This window comes from Chitinophaga sp. 9-1-y (assembly GCF_059511905.2).
Genome location: NZ_CM197955.1, coordinates 3,268,570 through 3,288,617 on the forward strand (window position 1 = coordinate 3,268,570; position 20,048 = coordinate 3,288,617).

At 45.5% G+C, this 20,048-nt stretch carries 17 protein-coding genes; 6 read left to right on the top strand and 11 right to left on the bottom strand.

Translation table 11 applies throughout. The features are described 5' to 3' along the window. Nucleotides 1-256: 256 nt before the first annotated feature. Nucleotides 257-1,888 carry a glycosyltransferase family protein gene (locus tag AC5ZC7_RS12880; RefSeq protein WP_496161715.1) on the bottom strand — a complete coding sequence of 544 codons (1,632 nt, stop codon included), beginning with the start codon at nucleotides 1,886-1,888 and terminating at the stop codon, nucleotides 257-259. Between the two features lie 106 nt (nucleotides 1,889-1,994). Between AC5ZC7_RS12880 and AC5ZC7_RS12885 the strand changes: the two genes are divergently transcribed. From AC5ZC7_RS12885 to AC5ZC7_RS12900, 4 genes are read left to right on the top strand one after another with little or no spacing between them, the layout of a single operon-like run. Further along, nucleotides 1,995-2,882, top strand: a complete 888-nt coding sequence (locus tag AC5ZC7_RS12885) for a decaprenyl-phosphate phosphoribosyltransferase (RefSeq protein WP_496161716.1) — start codon at nucleotides 1,995-1,997, stop codon at nucleotides 2,880-2,882. After that, nucleotides 2,882-4,213 carry an FAD-binding protein gene (locus tag AC5ZC7_RS12890; RefSeq protein ID WP_496161717.1) on the top strand — a complete coding sequence of 444 codons (1,332 nt, stop codon included), beginning with the start codon at nucleotides 2,882-2,884 and terminating at the stop codon, nucleotides 4,211-4,213. Before AC5ZC7_RS12885 ends, AC5ZC7_RS12890 begins: the two co-directional genes overlap by 1 nt. 29 nt (nucleotides 4,214-4,242) lie before the next feature. Beyond that, complete coding sequence (locus tag AC5ZC7_RS12895) at nucleotides 4,243-4,974, top strand: SDR family oxidoreductase (RefSeq protein ID WP_496161718.1); 732 nt, start codon at nucleotides 4,243-4,245, stop codon at nucleotides 4,972-4,974. Next, nucleotides 4,971-5,558, top strand: a complete 588-nt coding sequence (locus AC5ZC7_RS12900; RefSeq protein WP_496161719.1) for an HAD-IB family hydrolase — start codon at nucleotides 4,971-4,973, stop codon at nucleotides 5,556-5,558. The genes AC5ZC7_RS12895 and AC5ZC7_RS12900 overlap by 4 nt, the downstream gene beginning before the upstream one ends. Before the next feature lie 97 nt (nucleotides 5,559-5,655). Here AC5ZC7_RS12900 and AC5ZC7_RS12905 read toward each other — a convergent pair whose 3' ends face one another. From AC5ZC7_RS12905 to AC5ZC7_RS12950, 10 genes are all read right to left on the bottom strand, one after another. Continuing rightward, nucleotides 5,656-7,365 (bottom strand): sodium:solute symporter family transporter, encoded by a 1,710-nt coding sequence (locus AC5ZC7_RS12905; RefSeq protein WP_496161720.1) that lies wholly within the window; start codon nucleotides 7,363-7,365, stop codon nucleotides 5,656-5,658. Continuing rightward, nucleotides 7,362-7,493: a hypothetical protein gene (locus tag AC5ZC7_RS12910; RefSeq protein ID WP_496161721.1), complete on the bottom strand. Its 132-nt coding sequence runs from the start codon at nucleotides 7,491-7,493 to the stop codon at nucleotides 7,362-7,364. Before AC5ZC7_RS12910 ends, AC5ZC7_RS12905 begins: the two co-directional genes overlap by 4 nt. A gap of 4 nt (nucleotides 7,494-7,497) precedes the next feature. Beyond that, entirely contained in the window at nucleotides 7,498-7,668 is a 171-nt protein-coding gene (locus tag AC5ZC7_RS12915; protein WP_496161722.1) for a hypothetical protein, read from the bottom strand. A gap of 14 nt (nucleotides 7,669-7,682) precedes the next feature. Then, nucleotides 7,683-10,163: a PIG-L family deacetylase gene (locus AC5ZC7_RS12920; RefSeq protein ID WP_496161723.1), complete on the bottom strand. Its 2,481-nt coding sequence runs from the start codon at nucleotides 10,161-10,163 to the stop codon at nucleotides 7,683-7,685. A 196-nt stretch (nucleotides 10,164-10,359) separates the two neighbouring features. Continuing rightward, nucleotides 10,360-11,805, bottom strand: coding sequence for a RagB/SusD family nutrient uptake outer membrane protein (locus AC5ZC7_RS12925; RefSeq protein ID WP_496161724.1), 1,446 nt, complete (start codon nucleotides 11,803-11,805; stop codon nucleotides 10,360-10,362). A gap of 7 nt (nucleotides 11,806-11,812) precedes the next feature. Beyond that, entirely contained in the window at nucleotides 11,813-15,055 is a 3,243-nt protein-coding gene (locus AC5ZC7_RS12930) for a SusC/RagA family TonB-linked outer membrane protein (RefSeq protein ID WP_496161725.1), read from the bottom strand. Between the two features lie 220 nt (nucleotides 15,056-15,275). Further along, nucleotides 15,276-16,304: a FecR domain-containing protein gene (locus tag AC5ZC7_RS12935; RefSeq protein ID WP_496161726.1), complete on the bottom strand. Its 1,029-nt coding sequence runs from the start codon at nucleotides 16,302-16,304 to the stop codon at nucleotides 15,276-15,278. A 106-nt stretch (nucleotides 16,305-16,410) separates the two neighbouring features. Continuing rightward, nucleotides 16,411-16,977 (bottom strand): RNA polymerase sigma factor, encoded by a 567-nt coding sequence (locus AC5ZC7_RS12940; protein ID WP_331967645.1) that lies wholly within the window; start codon nucleotides 16,975-16,977, stop codon nucleotides 16,411-16,413. A gap of 122 nt (nucleotides 16,978-17,099) precedes the next feature. Beyond that, nucleotides 17,100-17,429 (bottom strand): DMT family protein, encoded by a 330-nt coding sequence (locus AC5ZC7_RS12945; RefSeq protein ID WP_496161727.1) that lies wholly within the window; start codon nucleotides 17,427-17,429, stop codon nucleotides 17,100-17,102. A gap of 185 nt (nucleotides 17,430-17,614) precedes the next feature. After that, nucleotides 17,615-18,187: a carboxypeptidase-like regulatory domain-containing protein gene (locus tag AC5ZC7_RS12950; protein WP_496161728.1), complete on the bottom strand. Its 573-nt coding sequence runs from the start codon at nucleotides 18,185-18,187 to the stop codon at nucleotides 17,615-17,617. Between the two features lie 254 nt (nucleotides 18,188-18,441). On the opposite strand from AC5ZC7_RS12950, the gene AC5ZC7_RS12955 reads away from it, so the two are divergent. Next, nucleotides 18,442-18,984, top strand: a complete 543-nt coding sequence (locus AC5ZC7_RS12955) for an RNA polymerase sigma-70 factor (RefSeq protein WP_496161729.1) — start codon at nucleotides 18,442-18,444, stop codon at nucleotides 18,982-18,984. Nucleotides 18,985-19,054: 70 nt separating this feature from the next. Then, on the top strand, nucleotides 19,055-20,041 hold the full coding sequence (locus AC5ZC7_RS12960; protein WP_496161730.1) for a FecR domain-containing protein: 987 nt from the start codon (nucleotides 19,055-19,057) through the stop codon (nucleotides 20,039-20,041). Nucleotides 20,042-20,048 lie beyond the last annotated feature (7 nt).

The following is a 20,048-nucleotide window of genomic DNA, read 5'->3' on the forward strand; positions in this document are numbered from 1 at the left end:
CAACAAAGGTAAAATCTATTTATTAACCAGTAAAACTTATTTTACTGGTTAATAAAAAAGTGGTCAAAAACCAGGTATTCATCTACCTAAATCAACTCTTTAACTATAAAGTTACAAACAAATAAAAATCAATTATTTACAAAATAAAAACCAGTCTCAAAAGAGGCTGGTTTTTGTATACTGATGATAGTATTTTAAGGAGAGACAAGCGAACAGCGACCTTAATTTCTATTAAGCTGTGTTAAAGATACATAAATTATTTTAAATATACTTCAATTATTGTACCTGTAGGTCTTCTTGGCGCCAGAAAACTATCCACCTGTTGGTAGTGTGCTTTCAATTCGTCTCTCAGGGCAAACGGGAAAAAGTTATTTAAACCGGGTGCATATTCGTAAATGATCAGGTCATAATGATGATCCTGTACCTTCTGTTTGTAGGTTGCTAACTGCCGGTTGAACATCCCAACTCCCAGGTGATACCATAACGGGCAGTCAGGTCCGGTTTCCGGTTTATAAGGAATTGCCACCGCCAACGGCGTCAGCTCCGACATATTCAGTACTTTAAGGTCTCCTTTGCTATTCTTTACCACCGGCAGGTTCATAAGCCTGTCCATTCCTTTCACGGTGGACTCCGGCATGTATATTTTACGGAACGGTTTCAGATCAGAAAACACCCAGCTGGAAACAGGAACGTCTGTAGTGTCCAGGTTCACCATGAAATTACGCCGGTTCACTACGTTCTCGTGGTTCGGATTATGGGCATCTACCATTTCCTGCGCAGGGAAAAGGCGATCCGCAAAACGGCCAACATACTTCCACCAGGTACCGGACCACCAGAACAGTACTAACAAAGCAGCTCCCAGCAACGGCTTCGCCTGGTCCAGGTTCACCTGTAACAACCGGCACAAGTAAGTGGCCACGAACGCAAATGCGAAACTATGGAAGAAGATATTGTTATCCGGCGGGGTATAGCTGGTCACCTGGAAAATGGCGGCCTCCCCGAGCATCCCCAGGGTCAGTAAAAAAAACAGCACATCTTTGCGTTGTTGTAACCAGGAGCTCCATTGTTTTACACCTGCTACCAGGCAAAATATCACCATTACCACATAAGCCTTGATCCAGTTGGAGTTACCCAGGATTTCCTCTGTGAAATCATTAAATGCTAACCGTGAGCTATGTGGCGCCTGACCATGGTTGAACCAATAGCCAAAGCCTGGCATCAGCGGCGCAATGAAAAGCACTGCGATCAACACATACATCCCTACAAAAACAGGCAGGTCGAGCCAACGACGGGTTTGAAAACTATTATAAGCCAGGAAAAGCAGGCTTAACATGAAAGCCATACCACCCCCGTCTTGTTTGGTAAAAAGAGAAAGGAATATAAACAAGGCAGCTGCGGCCATCCATATATAACTACGTACACGGCTATCCGAAAAGAAGGACTTGAAAAGAAAACTAAGCCCTACCAGTTCAAATACAATTACGGTATGATTATACCAGGGCCAGAAATTAAAGAAGGAATAAGACAACACAAACACTAACACCGACAACAACCTGATTCCCGGACGTACATCCAGGCTTTTCAGAATAGACCGGAAAGCAAAACCCGCCATGATATTAACCAGGACCTGTGCTTTTACCAGGGAAATCATTTCCGGGCCGAATATCTTAAAGAAGAGTGCCGGGATTATCCAGAAGCCATATCCCAGTGGTGAACCGAAATCCTTAAAAGGAATCTGACCGGAAGAGATGCGATAAGCACCTTCCCAGGAGAGGAAAATATTCACCCGGTAAGGGAATGTAACGAACAACGGCACCAGCGCCAACAGAATAATAATCAGATTTTCGGTAATGGTCCACTTCCGACCTTGTAGGGAAATACTTGACATAGACGTTTGGGATTTGCTATAAGTAATGCTCCGGTAACAGGAACGGCGGCAAAAGTAATCGAATAAATTGTATCTTGGGCCGTCAGAATCAACTTTTTAGTTCCCCATGAAATACATCAAACTACTAAGGCCAAAACATTGGGTAAAAAATGCATTCCTGTTTATTCCTCTTTTCTTTGCCGGAGAAATATTCAATACCGCAAAGATATTACACTTGTTAATTGCCTTTGCTGCCTATAGTTTGATCGCCAGCAGTATTTATATACTCAATGATTACCAGGATATTGAAGCAGATAAACAACATCCGGTAAAATGTAAGCGTCCCCTGGCTTCCGGCGAGGTTTCCAAATCCGCCGCCTTGCTGCTTTTTGTACTCTGTGTACTCGCTGGTGCAGTTATTGCCTGGTTGGTGAGCCTGAAATTTATGTTTGTGCTGGGCATTTACTTCATATTAAACCTCCTCTATTGTTTTGGCTTAAAGCATATTTCTATACTGGACATCATGATCCTGTCTACCGGGTTTGTACTACGGGTTAAGTCAGGCGGTATCGCTGCGGATGTGGCCGTATCGGAATGGCTGATGATCATGATTTTTCTGTTAGCCCTTTTTATGGCCATTGCCAAGCGCCGGGATGATATCCTGATTAAGCAGGAACTGGGAAAGGAAATGCGTAAGGCTGCCAGTGGTTACAATATGGATTTCCTGAATGTAATGCTGGCGTTGGTGTCTGCGGTAATGATTGTATGTTATTTAATGTATACTATTTCCCCGGAAACCCAGGCCAGGTTTAAAACCTATCGCCTATATTACACGACCCTTTTTGTAATTGGTGGATTATTACGATATTTGCAAATAACCTACGTGGAGAACAATACAGGTTCTCCCACCAAAATCCTATATAAAGACCGTTTTATTCAATTAACCATACTCCTGTGGGTACTTAGTTTTTATGTATTAATTTATTTACCGACAGATAAAACTTTTTTTGAATAATGCAAAAGCGGTTATCCAACTGGGGAAATTACCCCACTGTTGCCAGTGATGAAAGCGTATTTACCCAGGAAGATCAGCTCCGCCAATATGTGGTAGGGCATTCCCATATGATTGCCAGGGGCAATGGTCGCTGTTATGGTGATGCTTCGCTGGGCAAGCATAGTATTTCTATGCTGAAGTATGATAAGATGCTCTCGCTGGATACGACAAATGGCATTATAGATGTACAGGCTGGCGTAACACTTGACCAGATTCTCGATATCATTGTTCCCAAAGGATGGTTTTTACCGGTAACTCCCGGTACTAAATATATCACCGTGGGTGGTGCTGTGGCATCGGATGTCCATGGAAAGAATCACCACGTAGACGGCGCCTTTTCGGGCCACATCATAGAGATGGAGGTATTAACCGGTTCCGGCGAAACGATCTCCTGCTCTGCCAGTCACCACACGGATCTGTTCTGGGCTACCTGTGGCGGTATGGGTTTGACCGGCGTGATTACCCGTGTGAAGTTTGGCCTAAAGAAAATAGCCACCGCCTACATCAAACAAACGCAGCTGAAAGCCAGGAACCTGGAAGAAGTGATCCGCCTGTTTGACGAATATAAGCACTACACCTACTCCATGGCGTGGATCGACTGCCTGCAGAAGGGCGACTCTTTTGGCCGCAGCATCCTCATTGTAGGAGAACATGCTACCCCGGAAGAACTCAATGAACAACAAAAGAAGGCGCCACTTACCCTGCCGGCTAAACGAAAACTGACATTGCCGTTTAACCTGCCCTCCTTTGCCCTGAATACTTTTACCGTGAAAGCATTTAACTGGCTATACTATGGGAAGAATTATAAGAAGGTGATGCATAAGGTAATTCCTTACGAACCCTTCTTCTACCCATTGGATGCCATTCTTCACTGGAACCGGGGCTATGGCAAAGCAGGATTTGTGCAATACCAGTTTGTGGTATCGCTGGAGCAGAAAGATGGATTGATTGCCATTCTCAAAAGGATCAGCGACAAAGGCTGGGGATCTTTCCTGGCGGTACTGAAAGTATTTGGCAAGCAGGATAGCCTCATTTCTTTCCCGATGGAAGGATATACCCTGGCACTGGACTTCCCCATCCGTAAAGGACTTTTCGAATTCCTGGATGAGCTGGATGAAATTGTACTGCAGTATGGCGGCCGCTTGTACCTGTCGAAAGATGCGCGGATGAAGCCGGAAATATTCCGCAACAGCTACGCCAATGCTGCCCGCTTCGCTGAAATCGTAAAGCAGTACAACAGTGACAGCCGGTTTGAATCTCTACAGTCTGAAAGATTATCTTTAATAAAATAGTTTTCCCCCTGATTAACCAAACACCTCTCATGCCTACAGTTTTACTACTGGGCGCAGGTTCGGACATGGCAGTAGCCATCGCCAGGAAATTTGCTGCCCGGCAATATCATATTCAATTAGCAGGCCGTCGTACGGCTGCGCTGGAAGCGCAGCGACAGGATCTGCAGGTACGCTACGGTGTTACCGCCAGTGTTCACGCATTTGATGCCACCGATTTTAACTCACACGCCGGTTTCTACGCCGGCCTACCAGTGCAACCAGATATCACAATTTGTGTATTTGGCTACCTGGGTGAGCAAGAGAAAGCACAGGATAACTGGGCAGACGCTGCGGCCATTATCCACACCAATTATACCGGCGCGGTATCTATATTAAATGTAGTGGCCAACAGCTATGAAGAAAAGAAACAAGGTATCATTATAGGTATCAGTTCTGTAGCCGGAGAAAGAGGCAGGCAAAGTAACTATATATACGGCAGTGCCAAAGCTGGCTTTACTGCTTACCTCAGTGGATTGAGAAACCGTCTTTTTCGTAGTGGCGTACACGTGATGAGTGTGCAACCCGGCTTCGTCAATACCCGGATGACCCAGCATTTAAAGCTTCCTCCCCTGCTCACGGCGCAGCCGGAAGCCGTTGCAGAGGCCATCTTTACTGCCGTGAAGAAAAAGAAAAATGTGTTGTATATAAAGTGGCATTGGAAATACATTATGCTCATTATCAAATTAATACCTGAAGGTATTTTTAAAAAACTTTCACTGTGACCATTGCCCTTTTTGATTTTGACGGTACCATTACCAACAGGGATACTCTCTGGGAGATCATCCGTTTTCACCGGGGACGAGCGGCCATGTATGCAGGCATTGTGCAGCTGCTGCCGGCTCTGTTACGATTCAAATTAAAGATGATTCCGGCACAGGAAATGAAGGAGCAGGTATTGGCTTATTTTTTTGGTGAGATGTCGGCTTCCGAGTTTTCCGCTGGTTGTGACAAATTTTGCCGGGAGCGTTTACCCCTGCTTATCCGTCCCCTTGCGTTGACGGCTATACGAAAACACCAGGCGCAGGGCCATCATGTGGTGGTGGTGACCGCCTCCGCACAGGATTGGGTAGCCCCCTGGTGCAGGAAAGAAAACATTGTATGCCTGGGCACCCGCCTGGAAGTAAAAGACAAACTGATTACCGGTAAGATACAGGATATCAATTGTAATGGAGAAGAAAAGGTGCGTCGCATCCGCCAAGCCTACCGCTTGGAGAACTTCTCAGAGATATATGCCTACGGCGATAGTGAAGGAGATCGCCCGATGCTGGCACTGGCGCAGCATGCGCAATTTAAACCCTTTCGGTAACAGCTTTTAGTCATTCGCTTTTAGCTTTTAGCAAAATGCAGCGAAGACATCATATGTTAATCTTCGCTGCATTTTGCTAAAAGCTAAAAGCGAATGACTAACTCCTTTCTACTTCCTGTTTCGCCGAAGGCGGAAAAGTATATTGAAAAACCAGGCCCAGTAAAATCACCAGCAAACAACCAATAGCATTCAGCCAGAGAAATGACACGGTACCTGTCCAATAAATAACCAGTACCACAATCTCCGCAATAATGGCTGCCCAAAAGGTAGCCGTACCGCCTACCTTTTTCAGGTAGAACGCCACCATAAAAATACCCAGGATCACCCCATAGAACCAGGATCCCAATATATTTACTACCTCAATTAAACTACCCAGGCTACCGGCAAACTGGGCCACCACAATACAAAACACCCCCCAGATCAATGTCCAGAGTTTAGACATCTTAAGATAGTGCTCTTCAGTGGCGTGTTCATTATACAATCGCTTGTATACATCTACCACCGTGGTAGATGCCAGTGAATTCAATGCGGCGGCAATACTCCCCCAGGCCGCCAGGAAAATGATAGCAATCAACAATCCGACGAGACCTTTGGGTAAACTGTTCACCACAAAATGTAGGAAGATATAGTTGGTATCATTGGTATCTGCTGCCGGATCTGCCGACTTAATCAATGTCAGGGCGGCTGCTCTGACTTCCTGCGATTTATTATCCGTTTGTTGGAGCGCCTTTTTAGCGCTGGCGATCTGGTTGCTGTTATCTGTTTCCAGTGCGGTAGCCAGCTGCTTTACCTGCTGCTGTTTTAGCTGTCCCAGCTCACTATACTTATCTTCCAGCTTTTTCAGTGCCGGTCCCTGCTCTGTTTTGTGTACCCTGGCCAGTTGCGCTTCATTAAAGAAGATAGGCGCTTTGAAATACAGGTAAAATACAAACACCAATGCACCAATCAAGAGTATGAGGAATTGCATCGGTACTTTCACCAATCCATTCATTAACAGGCCTAAGCGGCTTTCTTTCACTGACTTGGCGGTAAGATAACGGCCCACCTGCGACTGGTCAGTACCGAAGTAAGACAAGGCCAGGAAGAACCCACCAATCACTCCGCTCCATATATTGTATTTATCTTTCCAGTCAAATTTGGTCACAATCACATTCAGCTTATCCATTTTACCAGACACCTGTAATGCCTCTTTGAAGCCAATCTCTTTAGGGAGCAGGTGCACTACCATCCAACCGGCGAGGAACATGCCCCCAAAAATGATCACCAGCTGAAATGTTTGTGTATAGGCCACCGCACGGGTGCCTCCCGCTACCGTGTAGATAATGAGCAACCCACCCATGATCATATTGGTCCAGTATAGATTCCAGCCCAACAGGGACGATAAGATAATGGAAGGGGCACAAATACTGATACCGGTAGACAAGCCCCGTTGCACCAGGAAGAGTGAAGAAGCGAGCGTACGCGTTTTGAGGTCAAACCGTTGCTCCAGAAACTCGTATGCAGTATATACTTTTAACCGGTGAAAAATGGGGACAAAAGTAATACAAAGTACTACCATGGCCAAGGGTAGTCCAAAGTAATATTGTACAAACCGCATCCCATCAGTATACGCCTGACCTGGTGCAGATATAAAAGTAATGGCGCTGGCCTGGGTACCGATGATAGACAACAGTACAATATACCAGGGCATAGACTGGTTATCCAGAAAGTAGCTCTCCATGTTTCGTTGGCCGCGACTTTTCCAGATACCGTATAGTATGATGATAGTGAGTGTGCCTATCAGTACCATCCAATCTAAAGGACTCATGAAAACGTTTTGGTGAATAAGTAGAATAATACGATCAGCAACAGCAGCCAGGCTATTACCAATACATACCAGTAAGTCCATGTTGGAAATAAAGGTGGCTTCTCTTCTTGCAGGTTATCCGATGCCATCGTATTAATCATTTGATTTACTCCACATACTTCCTGTTAACAGGCCCAATGCAATTCCTATTACCAGTCCTACCTGCACCCGCTTGATAGTAAAGCCCAGCAGCAGGCCCAGGATAATACAGAATATAGCTGCGATTCTTAGTTTCGGACGATGTTGTTCGTGTTTCTTACTCATGTTCGTTCTATCCTCTATTTAGCAGAAATCAGGTTTACAAATAACCGGTATGCTCCGGGAACTCCGGCAGGTAATTGCCTGAAAAATGATATACCAGTGTATACGTAGCATCCTTTACCATAGTGCGCTACCAGGGTGGAACCATCCAGTGGTGATTCTCCTTTGTCGTTCATGGTGAAAAGCTTATCGTATGCTTTGTCGGCGTTAACGGTGTAATATAATCCCCTTTCCTGCACCCAACCATTAAAGTCGGCGCTGGTAATTTCATTGGGATAATGGAATACCTGGTTCTTCGGGTTGATGAATTGCACCGGCGCATTTTCATCCGTGACCCTGTCGCGGGAAAGGCCAAATGGATAAGGGCCCAGGTCGTTGATGACCAGTGGATTGTTGACATTATACTGGATCACCAGCTTACCGCCATTTTTCACGTACTCCATGAGTTTGGGTTGCCAGTATTTCATACGTGCATTTACGTTATAAGCACGCACGCCGGCAATGATGGCGTCGTACTGTTGCAGATTGCCATTCATGATGTCTTTCTCTCCCAGCTCTGTTACATCGTATCCTACCTGTCGCAGCGAGGCGGCTACCATATCGCCGGCGCCGGGGATATAGCCCAGGCGGTTGCCATTATGCTTCAGGTTTACGGATACCAGTCGTGCCTGCGCGGCGGGGAATAAGGTAATGAGTGGAATATGATCATAACGGATCTGCTGCATGCTTTGCGTATATTCTTTCCCGTTATTCTCCATTACTACCGTAAACGTATCTACGTGATTATCAGCCATCCCTTTTACCGGGTTCACATTAAACCGTAATTCTACCTCGTCGCCTTTCTGTGCCAGCGCATAGGTAGCGTTGTTATCGGTGGAGGTAAAGCCGGCAGGTAATTGCAAGTGTACCGTACCCTTCACATTGTCGGCCATGGCTTTTACTTTCACTGGAACCGATTGTGATTTGGCATCTGTAAAAATATATACCTGGTTGCTGAGGTCCGCTACTACCGGTGGTGCAATCACTAACGGCTGGTAGATCTCTCCTTTTACCGGATCGGTGTATTTATATTGCAGGGGGCGGCTGATATTGAAATCCTGGTCACCAATGCGGAGGCGAATATCTGCCTGCAGTGCGGGCATGTTTTCCGGGTTACCTACCAGTAATGGATCATTGAATACATACATGCCTACCGGATGTGCGGCGGCCAGCCAGTAAGGCTGGGACTCCGGTGTATTGGCTGGTACTGCCAGGTTTTGGGAGATGTTGGTAAATTTATTGTAGGGTAACTCCTGCTTACCTGCTATGTTAGGTTTGCCGGGTAAGTCTACCTGCTCCAGGGTTACTTTTACATTTCCCCGGTTGATCAACTGCACAGTGGCTTCCATGTTGTATCCGGGTACTACTGTTGGTGTAGTACTGTACGCTTCTGCCCAGATGCCTGCGCAGGCGAAGATCAGCTGTTCGGTTTCCTTTAATTTAAGATTACGCCAGTAGCCGTTGGGCAAGGCCTGGATAGTACGGCGTATTTCCAGCAAGGCTGGAAGAGAGGCGGAAGGATCTTCCATATTATAGGCAGCGAGTGCAGCATCTACTAGAGCCCCTACTTTGCTGCCGCCCGGAATCCTTGACCAGTTGGTATTTACATCATCCAATAAGCTGTGCTTAGGCGTATTCCCTTTTATCGTGAGAAAATATTCGGCGGAGCTACCACGTGAAGCGGGTACACCAAAGCCCTGGCTTTTGTGCTGAGAGCGGCTTTCGGCGGCTATTTCCCCAAAGCCTTTACCTAATAAAGGATTGAAGGCCCCAACGTCCATTTTAAACTGATCTTCGGAGGTAGTGTTGACGCTGCCAAAATTGAAGGTATTCCAGAGAATACGCTTTGCCTGCCAGGGTTTCACGAGCGACAGCTGTTCCGGGAAACGCTTCGGGTCTGCTGCTGCTGTATAGGCTTCTTCTGCCAGCATGGCTGATGCGGTGTGATGTCCATGCCCGGCGCGACTATCCGCAGGGAAACGGCAGATGATCACGTCTGGTTGAAATTTACGGATCATGTATACCACATCTCCCAAAATCTTTTCCTTATCCCAGATGGTAAATGTTTCCTGTGGATTTTTGGAGAAGCCAAAATCCTGTGCATGGGTAAAGAATTGTTCTGCGCCATCAATGCGGCGGGCTGCGAGTAATTCCTGGGTACGGATCAATCCCAGTAACTCGGCCTGCTCATTCCCGATCAGGTTTTGTCCGCCATCACCACGGGTTAAGGAAAGGTATCCGGTGCGGTATAGCTTCTCCTTAGCCAGGTAGCCTAACAAACGGGTGTTTTCGTCATCAGGATGGGCCGCAATATACAATACGCTTCCCAGCGTATCCAGTTTCTTCAATTGCAGTTTAATATCGGCAGCATTCCATACAGGCGAAGGTTGTGCCATAGCAGGCAAACCCCATACTGACAATAAAATGATAATCAGGGCAGTGTAACGTCTTATAATCATTTGATGATACGTGAATTTACAGATTGCCAAAAGTAGTAATTAATTGGTGGCAGGAAAGGAGAAATTGGTTGAGTGGTGGAAATCGTTGGTAAAATAGAAAAGTCCCGGTTGGACCAACCGGGACTTTATTTCTTCATAAGCAAAAAACCAACCAGCTTTAAAGCAAAAACCAATTATTAACAAAGGCGGTTTAGATTTATTTGTATCCTTCGTTCTGCTGGTTGCGAATATTGGGGTTAGCATCCAGTTCTCTTTGTGGGATGGGCAGTATTACTTTGGTACTGGGCCAAGCCACGGGTATAATTTTATCACTCGCCAGGTATTTAACGAATGACTTTTTTGTTCGTATTAAATCAAACAGGCGGTGTCCTTCAAAAGCAAGCTCCTTGCGCCTTTCCATTTGAATGGCATCCAGTAGCTCTTGTCCGGTCACCTTTACCGGTAAGGCATCGCGATCGGCACGTTGTGCCACCACATTCAGATCAGCCTGCGCTTCCGGAACTTTTCCAAGGTGTGCCTGTGCTTCCGCACGGATCAGGTACAATTCTGCCAGCCGAATTACTTTAATGGCTTCGGAAAACGATGACACATCACTGTATTTCGTGATTACATTCGCCGGATTCTCACCTCCGTTCCCGGCACGTTTACTCTTCTTCAAAAAATTCTGACGTATATCACCTGCTGCATAAATATTATATACATCGTTGGTCGCCAGCGCATCGCCGTAGCCGTCCTGGCTGAACAAATAGCCCAGCCCATCGGTGCCGGCATTATCCACGGGTGTATTGATGATTTCAAAAATCGTTTCACCGTTGCCAGTCATTTTGAAATTGCTCACCAACTTCTCTCTCTCCAGGAGTGAATATTTCCCGCTATTGATCACTTCAGTAGCCAGCGCGGCTGCACCTTGCCAGTCTTCTTTATATAACAACACTCTTGACAACAGCGCCTTTGCGGAATACATATTGATTCTGCCAGACGAAAAAGCGGTGGTGTTGCTTTCTTCAAATTTGCGAATAGCTGTTCTTAAGTCGCTGATCACCTGCACATAAGTATCTTTCATACTGCTGCGGGAGGGCGATTGTACGGAATCTATATTGGTGACCGTTACTATAGGTACTCCCATGTGGGACGCCCCAGCAGTAAAATTGTACGGCTGCGAAAACATCCGGGAGAGATCAAAAAATACCAATCCCCTGACGGCGTAAGCTTCTGCTACGAGCTGTTTTGCTTCCACACTGTCGGTAGCCGAAGGCAGCAGTGTTACATTGGGTCCTCTCGTGATGATCATATTCGCATTGGCGACCACACTATATAGCGTATTCCATGAATCGGTGGTATATAGATCATTCGCGGTAACGATGTACTGGTCCTGGTTGCGGTAGCGATTGGTATTGATCACACTGATAAAACCATTATCTGATCTCAGGTCCGGCAATAAAGGCATCGTGCGGCCATAGTAGTTAGGGCTCTGCATGAGGGAATACACCCCATTGGTTGCTGATCGCAATCCAGGTAAATCCCTGATGGCCTTGCCCGTTTCGGCAGACTGGTCTGGTTTTAAGTCCAGAAAGTCTTTGCTGCAGGAGGTCAACAAGCCTGTCAGCAATATCATGAAACCATATGTATACCTGTTCCGCATGAATTCTTTAAAAATTTACATCCAGTCCTACCAAAAATGTTTTGAATACCGGTGGCCGTTGGTCGTAGTCGCCTGTTACCGGTACCTCCGGGTCCATGGTAAGGCGTTTATCTTTTATGTAGGTCCATAAATTATTGCCCCGTACGTAGACTTTCACTTCATTGATCTTGGCGTTTTTCAACCACGATGGTGAGAGGCTGTAGGACAGCAGAATATCTCTCAGGCGGATGAAGCTGTCGTCGTAAAGGAAACGGGATGATACCTGGTTGCTTAGCCCGGATTGGGTACCGCCGAACACTACTTTGGGAACAGTGGTAATATCTCCCGGATGCTGCCAGCGGTTTTCGTAAGTGAGGCGCGACATTTTAGCGCCGCCGCCAAATCCGCCGCTACCATCTGATTCTGTGAATGGTCCCCAGTTATCATATACTTTACTGCCCCAGTTGTAGAAAAACTGGAAGCTTAGTTCAAAGCGTTTATAGCTGAAGTAGTTGGTGATACCACCATAAAATTTGGGTAAGGCGCTTCCCTGGTAAAAACGTTGTGCTTCGCCGTAAGACTTGGTAGTACTGGTTTTAGAAGCATCCTTGTACCACAGGGCTTCCCCTGTTTGAGGGTCTGCACCTGCGAAGCCTACGGTGTAGAACTGGTAGAAGTCCCTGCCTACTTCTCTTCTGAAGTTGAGATCAGTGATCTGGTTATCCAGCCTGGTGATAATATTTTTCAGCGTTGAGAAATTTGCATCTGTACGCCATGAGAAATCATTTTCTTTTTTCGCGATGATATTGCGGGAAGAAAGGGCTATTTCTATGCCGCTGTTTTTCATCTCTCCGTTATTTCTAAAAACAGTAGTAATACCATTTGCAGAAGATACCGGTACGTTCAACAGTAACCGGGAAGTGGTTCTGTTATAGTATTCAATGGTACCCGAGAGGCGGTTTTTAAATACGGCGAAATCGAGTCCTACATTGAATGGTCTGTTTTGTTCCCAGGTAAGAAAGGAATTGGGGTATTGTGTAAGCACATACCCCGGTTTCCCGTCATAGTCATTTCCGGGGCTATACAGCGATAGGGCTGCATAGTTGGCAATAGCCTGGTTTCCGTTGCTGCCGTAGCTTGCTCTTATCTTTAATTCGTTGATGCCGTTGATGGGTTGCAGGAATGGTTCCCTGTAAATATTCCAGGCGGCGCCCAGCGACCAGAATGCGGCGCTTCTCCGTTCGCTACCGAACCGGGAGGAAGCGTCTCTCCGGATAGAGGCCGTGAGATAATATTTTTGTTTGTAGTCGTAGCTGTTGTTCAGAAACAGGCCGGTCAATGAATTAGCGTTGGACACAGAAGTTACTTTCTCTGGTTTGGAAGCATCGGCCAGGGCTTCTAGTCCGGGGAGCAGGTTAGATGCTTCGGATGCGTTACCGTTGTTGGTTGTTTTTTGTGCTTCGTAACCGATGAAGGTGTTGATACCGTGATTGCCCCAGCGCCTGTTGAATCGCAGGATATTGGTAGATACCCAGTTGTTCCACAGTGTATTATTGACGGCTACCCAGCCATTGGTATTTCGTCCATCTGCAAAGCCCGGTGCAAAAAAGAGGTTGCTGTGGGCGTAGTTCAGGTCGAGGCTGATCTTTGTTTCGAAAGACAGGAAATCGGTAAATGTGTATTTGGCGGCGGCTCCTCCCAGCAGGCCATACGTGGTGCCTGTCCGGGAGTTTCCATTCAATATCGCTACCGGATTAAAGGTATTGTTATAACTGAAATCGTAGTTGCCGTCTTTGTTGTAAACCTTCAGCCAGGGCTGAATTCGAGCTAGTGAACGTACGGGATTTCCCATGAGTCCCACATCCGCCACCGCGTTGGCGCGCTGGTATGACAGGGACAGGTTCACATCAAACGATAAGCGGTTCGTAGCCTGGTTACTCAGGTTTAACTTACCCGTCATACGTTTATAATCTACTCCTTTAAGGGCTGATTTAGAATCATAGTATCCCCCGGAGACATAAAACTTTGTTTTATTACTACCGCCTGCGGCAGCTAAGTTTGCCTGTGTGTAGCTTCCATGGCGGGTCAGTTCATGTATCCAATCCGTATTTACGGTGGTATCTACGCCACGGGCTTTGATTTCCCGTTGGAATCCTGCTTCTCCGGAGCCGTCTGCCTTATTCGCCCATCCTTCCCTTAATAGCTCCAACATCTCGCGGGTATTAAGCGGGTAATTAGCGCGGGGAATGGTGAGCTGATTGCTGCCTCTTTGTATGGAGGCGCTGATCTTTGTTTTACCCTGGCTGCCGGTTTTGGTAGTAATTAATATTACCCCGTTGGCAGCGCGGGAGCCGTAGATCGAAGCAGAAGCGGCATCCTTTAAAATAGAAATGGAGGCGATATCTGCACTGTTGATTCCTGCCAGGGAATTTACATTGTAGTCGGTGAGATTGTCTGTTACTACGGGCACACCATCTACTACATAGAGTGGTGAACTTCCGGCAGTAATAGATCCTATACCACGAATATGAATACTCGGTACGGAGCCGGGCTGGCCGGATCCGTTGGTAGATTGTAATCCTGTTACATTGCCTTGTAAGCTTTCCTGGAAGCTGCTACGGGGTGCTTTATCATACAATGAAGCATTTACCATAGTAGCTGATCCTGTCAAAGAACTTCTTGTTTGCACGCCATAAGCCACTACCACCACTTCATTCAATCCTTTGGCATCATCTTTCAGCGTGATGTTAAAGTGGGTATTATTATTTACCGGCACTTTCTGTTCTTCATAACCGATGAAGGAACAAATCAACGTCGCTGAAGCGGGTGTTTCCAAATGAAATAATCCTTTTTCATCTGTGGTAGTACCTTTGTTCAGGCCTGCAATACGCAAACTCACACCGGGTAATGGATGTCCGAAAACATCTGTTACCGTTCCCGAGATACGAATACCGGTGACCTCTTTTTCTTCTGGCGCAATGGCAACCAGGTTAGCAGAAAGCTGCCTGAAAGTAAGACCAGTATTCTTCAATATCTTTTTCAAAATATCTTCTGTCAAAGCATTATTCATGTCGATAGACACTCTGCTGTTAGCTGGGAGCAGATCGTTGCGGTATACGAAACGACAACCGCTTTTCTTTTCGATCAGCTTTAACAGCCTGGTCAGTGGCAATGAATCTGCTTTGATGGAGATGCGACGATCCGTTTGACCGAAGACATCTCCTGTTATTTGCAAACAGGTAATAAGAATAATAAAGGACACCAGTTTCATTATCAGTACAACTTTTCCCAATGTTTTTATACGCAAAAGGATTGCTTAATGTAGGAATTTTTTCCATACATTTAGGTTGTAAAAGGTCATAAAACTACGACAGGACTACATTGCCAAGTGAAGCTAACTGCCGTTTGATCTCAACAAAAGGGGGTAAATGTTTGCAGCATTTGCCCTTTTTTATTTAAGAGGTATCAATTTTCGTTTTTTTCCAACCGCCCTATTGGGTAATAAATACGTCATTACCTGCTATCCGGCAATGGAATGATGTTGTAACCTTCAGCGCTTCCAGTACTTCCGGAAACGATTCATCTTTAAATGTCCCGGTAAAATGGAAGCTTTTCAGTTTGTCGCTGAGATGTATCTGAATGCCATACCAGCGTTCCATTTTAAGGGCTATATCTTCGAATTTATCATTATCAAATACCAGGTAATTATCTCTCCAGGCAGTTTCTGTCACCAGGTTGTCCTGCTGGTTGTTATGGAGCGTTTCCACTTTGTAACCTGCTACCACGTTGGGTTGGGTTAATTGGGCGTCTTGGCCGTGCTGCAACACAATTTTTTGGTTGGGTAACAGTTTTACACTGCGTTCCAGTCCGTCGTTAAGTGTTACTTCCACGGCGCCGGTGATCAGGGTGGCTTCTGTTGTCTGATCCTGCGTATAGGCTTTTACGTTAAAAGAAGTCCCTAATACTTTAATGCCCATTTTGGCGGTGTGTATATAAAATGGTTTGGCTGCATTCTTTGCTACATCAAAGAAGGCTTCTCCTTCCAGTGTTACTTCCCGGTTGTCCAGGTTATTCATGTCAGGATTATAGGTTAAACGGCTGCCTCCATTGAGCCATACTTCGGTACCATCGGGTAACTGTGCTTTAGAGCGAACGCCATCGCGGGTAAAGATGGCGGCCATTGCTTTTTCGTTGCCCTTAAGCGGGGATTTATTGGCCAGCAGGTAAACGCAATAGCTGCCCAGTAATAATACCAGCACACTGAGTGCGGCTACTATTTTACGGATGTTGCGGCCAGTCGTTTTTACGGGCAATTCGGCCGATGGCAGTATCATTTCCATTTTGTGGAGATGTCTTTCCAGTGCGGTATCTGTTCTATGATTCCATTCTTCGCTATTAGCCGGCTGAGGCCAGTTGCTTAAAACGGAAAGTTTGTATCTCAGATCAGGATCCTTCTGCAGCAGCTCTTCAAGCTCACGCAACTCTCCCATCGTGGCTTCGCCCGATACCTTTCTTCCCATCAAAAGCCATATTCTTTCCTGTTCCATGTATGATACAAAAGCATGATTATATAGAAGGACAAGCAGATATTGAAAATCTACTACTCCCGCTGAAAAAAAATTTAAATTATTTTGTTTTGATGAAGGAGAGGTTGATCACCTCGCTGATTTTTTTGAGGGCCTGGGCCATGTGTACATCAATGGTATTCACGGAGATATCGAGGATTTGGGCTACTTCTTTGTATTTAAGACCATCTTCCCGGATCAGTTTGAAGATCATTTTTCTTTTTGGCGGGAGGGCATTGACCGCAGCTTCAATTCTTTTCACCATTTCACCTGAAATGAAGATTTGTTCCGGGGTGGCATAGCTGACGCTAAAGTCGACCGCCAGTTCATCCAAACTGAAATGTTGGGTCCGGGCTGCTTTATTTAAATAGTTGAGGGCAATATTTTTAGTAGATACATAGAGGTATACCCGGAGGTTTTCTACCTGGAGCAGTCGCTCCCGGTGGTTCCAGACATTCATAAATACGTCTGAAGCTATTTCTTCTGCCGACTCCCAGGATTTGATGATAGAATAGGCAAACTGACTCAATGGCTTGTAAAATAACCTGAACAACGCCTTATAAGCCTGCTCATCGCCTAAAGAGGCCACCCGTTCCACCAGTAGCTGTATATTAGCTTCTTCCCTCAATGATTTCGTTTTTGGTTGAAAGTTGATCCCTAAAGATAATACGGATTCATATTAAATTAATATTGTTTTACATCTTTTTTTATATAATAAATTAATTACTAATATAATACAGGCTGCTGACCTTACTTTTTAAACATAAAATACACTGCACCAACCAGGAAGAAAAAAGACACGAGGTAATTCCAGCGCAGGGGCTCTTTCAGGAAGGTGACGGCGAAGATGCTGAAAACAGTCAGGGTAATTACTTCCTGGATGGTTTTTAGCTGAAATCCGCTAAATCCTTCCTGTGCGCCATACCGGTTTGCCGGCACCATGAAGCAATATTCAAAAAAAGCAATGCCCCAGCTGATCAGGATAACTTTCCAGAGTGCCACATCCTGATGTTTCAGGTGGCCATACCAGGCAAAAGTCATAAAGGTGTTGGAAACGGTGAGCAAAATGATGGTGCGCATGTATATAATTAATATTTCTGCGACCAATTTACAGCTATCCGGGTTATTTACCCATACAAATTATATCACATATATTTGATTGGGCAAAAAAAGAGGGACCGTATTGGGTCCCCCTGGATCAAACAAAATGGGTTTCCATATTGAATGATGTTGTGTTGTTGGTTGCTATTTCATTTTAATTCAGACTATTGCTCCAGTTTAACTTCGCCCAGATCAGTTGCCTTACCTTCTTCTACTTTTACGGCTTTAATCACGGCATTTTTATATGGGCTTTTACCGAGAATGGTTACGGTATAATTACCGGCTTTGGCAGCAGGGATGGTGAATGCACCCTGGGATACCGCGCCTTTTAATTTATCGGTACCATTATCAGCTTCTACTTCTGCAGCACCATCAGCAGGTGTAATTTTACCAGTGATAGAACCACCTTCTACTGCAACACTTTTCAGGGAGTCCCTACCTTGTAACGAATCTACACGCTGCAGGGAATCAAATCTCATTAAGGAATCAAATCTCATTAAGGAGTCAGTTCCTTTTAAAGAATCGATGCTTTGCAGAGAGTCGATGCTTTGCAAAGAATCCAATCCGTACATCTTTATAGAGTCCAGGCGAACCAGGGAATCTACGCCTGCTACAGAATCCACCATTGCGGCGGTGCTGTCAACAGACTTTACTGCAACTACGTCAGCACTTTTAAAAGCGGACATTCCTACGACCATTGTTGCTAATGCGAACATTCCTACAATTGATTTTTTCATGGCATTCAATTTTTTGTATGGTTAAGATTTAATGATGACTCTTCTCCGGCCCAGACAGAAGTGCATGGTTTTTGATATATGCCCTCATCGTTGGCTGCCGTATAATAACAATACATCCAGACATTCACTTACCATTAGTCAAAGAAATGTTAAAGTGAAAAAAGAATAAGAAGCCATCAACAGGTAAGCGTTCGTAATTAGTAATTTTAAAAATTATCTTCGCGGTACGGAAACAAATACAAAAGATCAAAAGCATGTTGCAATTGAGTAATGAAGAAATAGTAAAAGGCATCCGGAGCAGAAATAAAGATGTATTTGAAGCTGTTTTTAAACAGTTCGCCCCTTCTATGTATAATATAGCCGTGAGGTACGTGAAGAATGAAGATGATGCCAATGATATGGTACAGGATGTTTTCCTCAACTTGTGGAAAGGTGCGGAAAACGTGGACGAAAGAGCCCCTATTAATCATTACCTGGCAAGAGCTACTGTCAACACCTGCTTAAATCGCCTCAAAAAAGATCAACGACAGGAAGTATATACCAAAGAACAAATGCTGCGTAGCAGCCCGACAGAAAATAATCACCAACTACTGGAGCATAAAGAACTGGAAGCACAATATCACAGTGCCCTCGAGAAATTACCCGACCAGTGCCGCCGTGTTTTTGAAATGAGTCGCCTCAAAGGCTTATCGCCAGCCGAAATCGCAGAACAACTCAACATCTCTATTAATACAGTATATGCGCATCTGACCACCGCATTAAAACGACTGCGGGTAGATCTGATTAATAAATCCTGACCGTTTTGAAATTTTTTTTCAGTTCGTTTAGTGGTATCACATACACCGGTTGTATTACTAATAAGTAGCCATGAATAATCAAACAGACATAGATATAGTAGTCCGTTACCTGGAGGATCCGGAAAATGAGCAGTTCAAGCAGCAGCTCAATGACTGGATACAACAGGATGCTGGCCACCTGGATATTTTCCTGGATATGAAAGCCATGTGGCATGGAGATCCTCTCCCGACGCCTTCTGCTTTTGATACCAGTGGAAAATGGCAGGAACTTAATACCATGCTGGACGAAGTGCCTGTTACAACCACGGTAGCCCCTGCTACTACCCCCGGGGGGCGTGTTATTAAAATGAAACGTCGCTACTGGTGGGCAGCTGCAGCTGTATTGGCTATTGCCGGCACCTGGACCTGGCTGGGGCCTGGTGGTTACCAGACTTATGCCACCGCACAACAACAGGACAGCTTGAAACTGCCCGATGGCTCCATGATGTACCTGAATGCACATACGCAGGTGCGTTATGCCCGTGGCTTTGGTAAAGCCAACCGGTTAATAAAAATAGATAAAGGAGAAGCTTTTTTTGATGTTACGAAAAATGATGCCCTCCCCTTCATCGTAAATGCACCGGAAGTAGAAGTACAGGTGCTGGGTACTGCCTTCAACGTGAAAGCAGCCAACAGCGGTGTAAAAGTATTTGTACAATCTGGTAAAGTAAGCGCCGCTTATAAAGGCACAGAGAAAAAAGTAATCCTCACCCCGGGCGAGGAAGCCTCTCTGAAGCATCATGGTAGCGAAATTGACACCCGCATACACAAAAAGAATAATAATATCCTGGCGTGGAAAACCCGGACCCTGACCTTCGATGACACCCCGCTGAATGAAGTAGCGGAATCATTGGAAGATTTCTATCATGTACAGATAAAGATCAGCAATCAGCAACTCGCTGATAAAAAATTGCTGGCCACCTTCCCCAATATGTCATTGGATGAGGTACTGGACATTATGAGAAAGACCCTGCAAATTAATATCACGCATAAAAACGACCTGGTAGACATCTACTAATACGCGC

What these genes read in the sequence shown, in the direction of transcription:
- AC5ZC7_RS12915 (WP_496161722.1), bottom strand. Translation starts at nt 7,668, where the DNA reads ATGAGTAAGAAACACGAACAACATCGTCCGAAACTAAGAATCGCAGCT.
- AC5ZC7_RS12955 (WP_496161729.1), top strand. Translation starts at nt 18,442, where the DNA reads ATGTTGCAATTGAGTAATGAAGAAATAGTAAAAGGCATCCGGAGCAGA.
- AC5ZC7_RS12920 (WP_496161723.1), bottom strand. Translation starts at nt 10,163, where the DNA reads ATGATTATAAGACGTTACACTGCCCTGATTATCATTTTATTGTCAGTA.
- AC5ZC7_RS12890 (WP_496161717.1), top strand. Translation starts at nt 2,882, where the DNA reads ATGCAAAAGCGGTTATCCAACTGGGGAAATTACCCCACTGTTGCCAGT.
- AC5ZC7_RS12905 (WP_496161720.1), bottom strand. Translation starts at nt 7,365, where the DNA reads ATGAGTCCTTTAGATTGGATGGTACTGATAGGCACACTCACTATCATC.
- AC5ZC7_RS12880 (WP_496161715.1), bottom strand. Translation starts at nt 1,888, where the DNA reads ATGTCAAGTATTTCCCTACAAGGTCGGAAGTGGACCATTACCGAAAAT.
- AC5ZC7_RS12930 (WP_496161725.1), bottom strand. Translation starts at nt 15,055, where the DNA reads ATGAAACTGGTGTCCTTTATTATTCTTATTACCTGTTTGCAAATAACA.
- AC5ZC7_RS12885 (WP_496161716.1), top strand. Translation starts at nt 1,995, where the DNA reads ATGAAATACATCAAACTACTAAGGCCAAAACATTGGGTAAAAAATGCA.
- AC5ZC7_RS12945 (WP_496161727.1), bottom strand. Translation starts at nt 17,429, where the DNA reads ATGCGCACCATCATTTTGCTCACCGTTTCCAACACCTTTATGACTTTT.
- AC5ZC7_RS12950 (WP_496161728.1), bottom strand. Translation starts at nt 18,187, where the DNA reads ATGAAAAAATCAATTGTAGGAATGTTCGCATTAGCAACAATGGTCGTA.
- AC5ZC7_RS12960 (WP_496161730.1), top strand. Translation starts at nt 19,055, where the DNA reads ATGAATAATCAAACAGACATAGATATAGTAGTCCGTTACCTGGAGGAT.
- AC5ZC7_RS12910 (WP_496161721.1), bottom strand. Translation starts at nt 7,493, where the DNA reads ATGGCATCGGATAACCTGCAAGAAGAGAAGCCACCTTTATTTCCAACA.
- AC5ZC7_RS12895 (WP_496161718.1), top strand. Translation starts at nt 4,243, where the DNA reads ATGCCTACAGTTTTACTACTGGGCGCAGGTTCGGACATGGCAGTAGCC.
- AC5ZC7_RS12935 (WP_496161726.1), bottom strand. Translation starts at nt 16,304, where the DNA reads ATGGGAAGAAAGGTATCGGGCGAAGCCACGATGGGAGAGTTGCGTGAG.
- AC5ZC7_RS12925 (WP_496161724.1), bottom strand. Translation starts at nt 11,805, where the DNA reads ATGCGGAACAGGTATACATATGGTTTCATGATATTGCTGACAGGCTTG.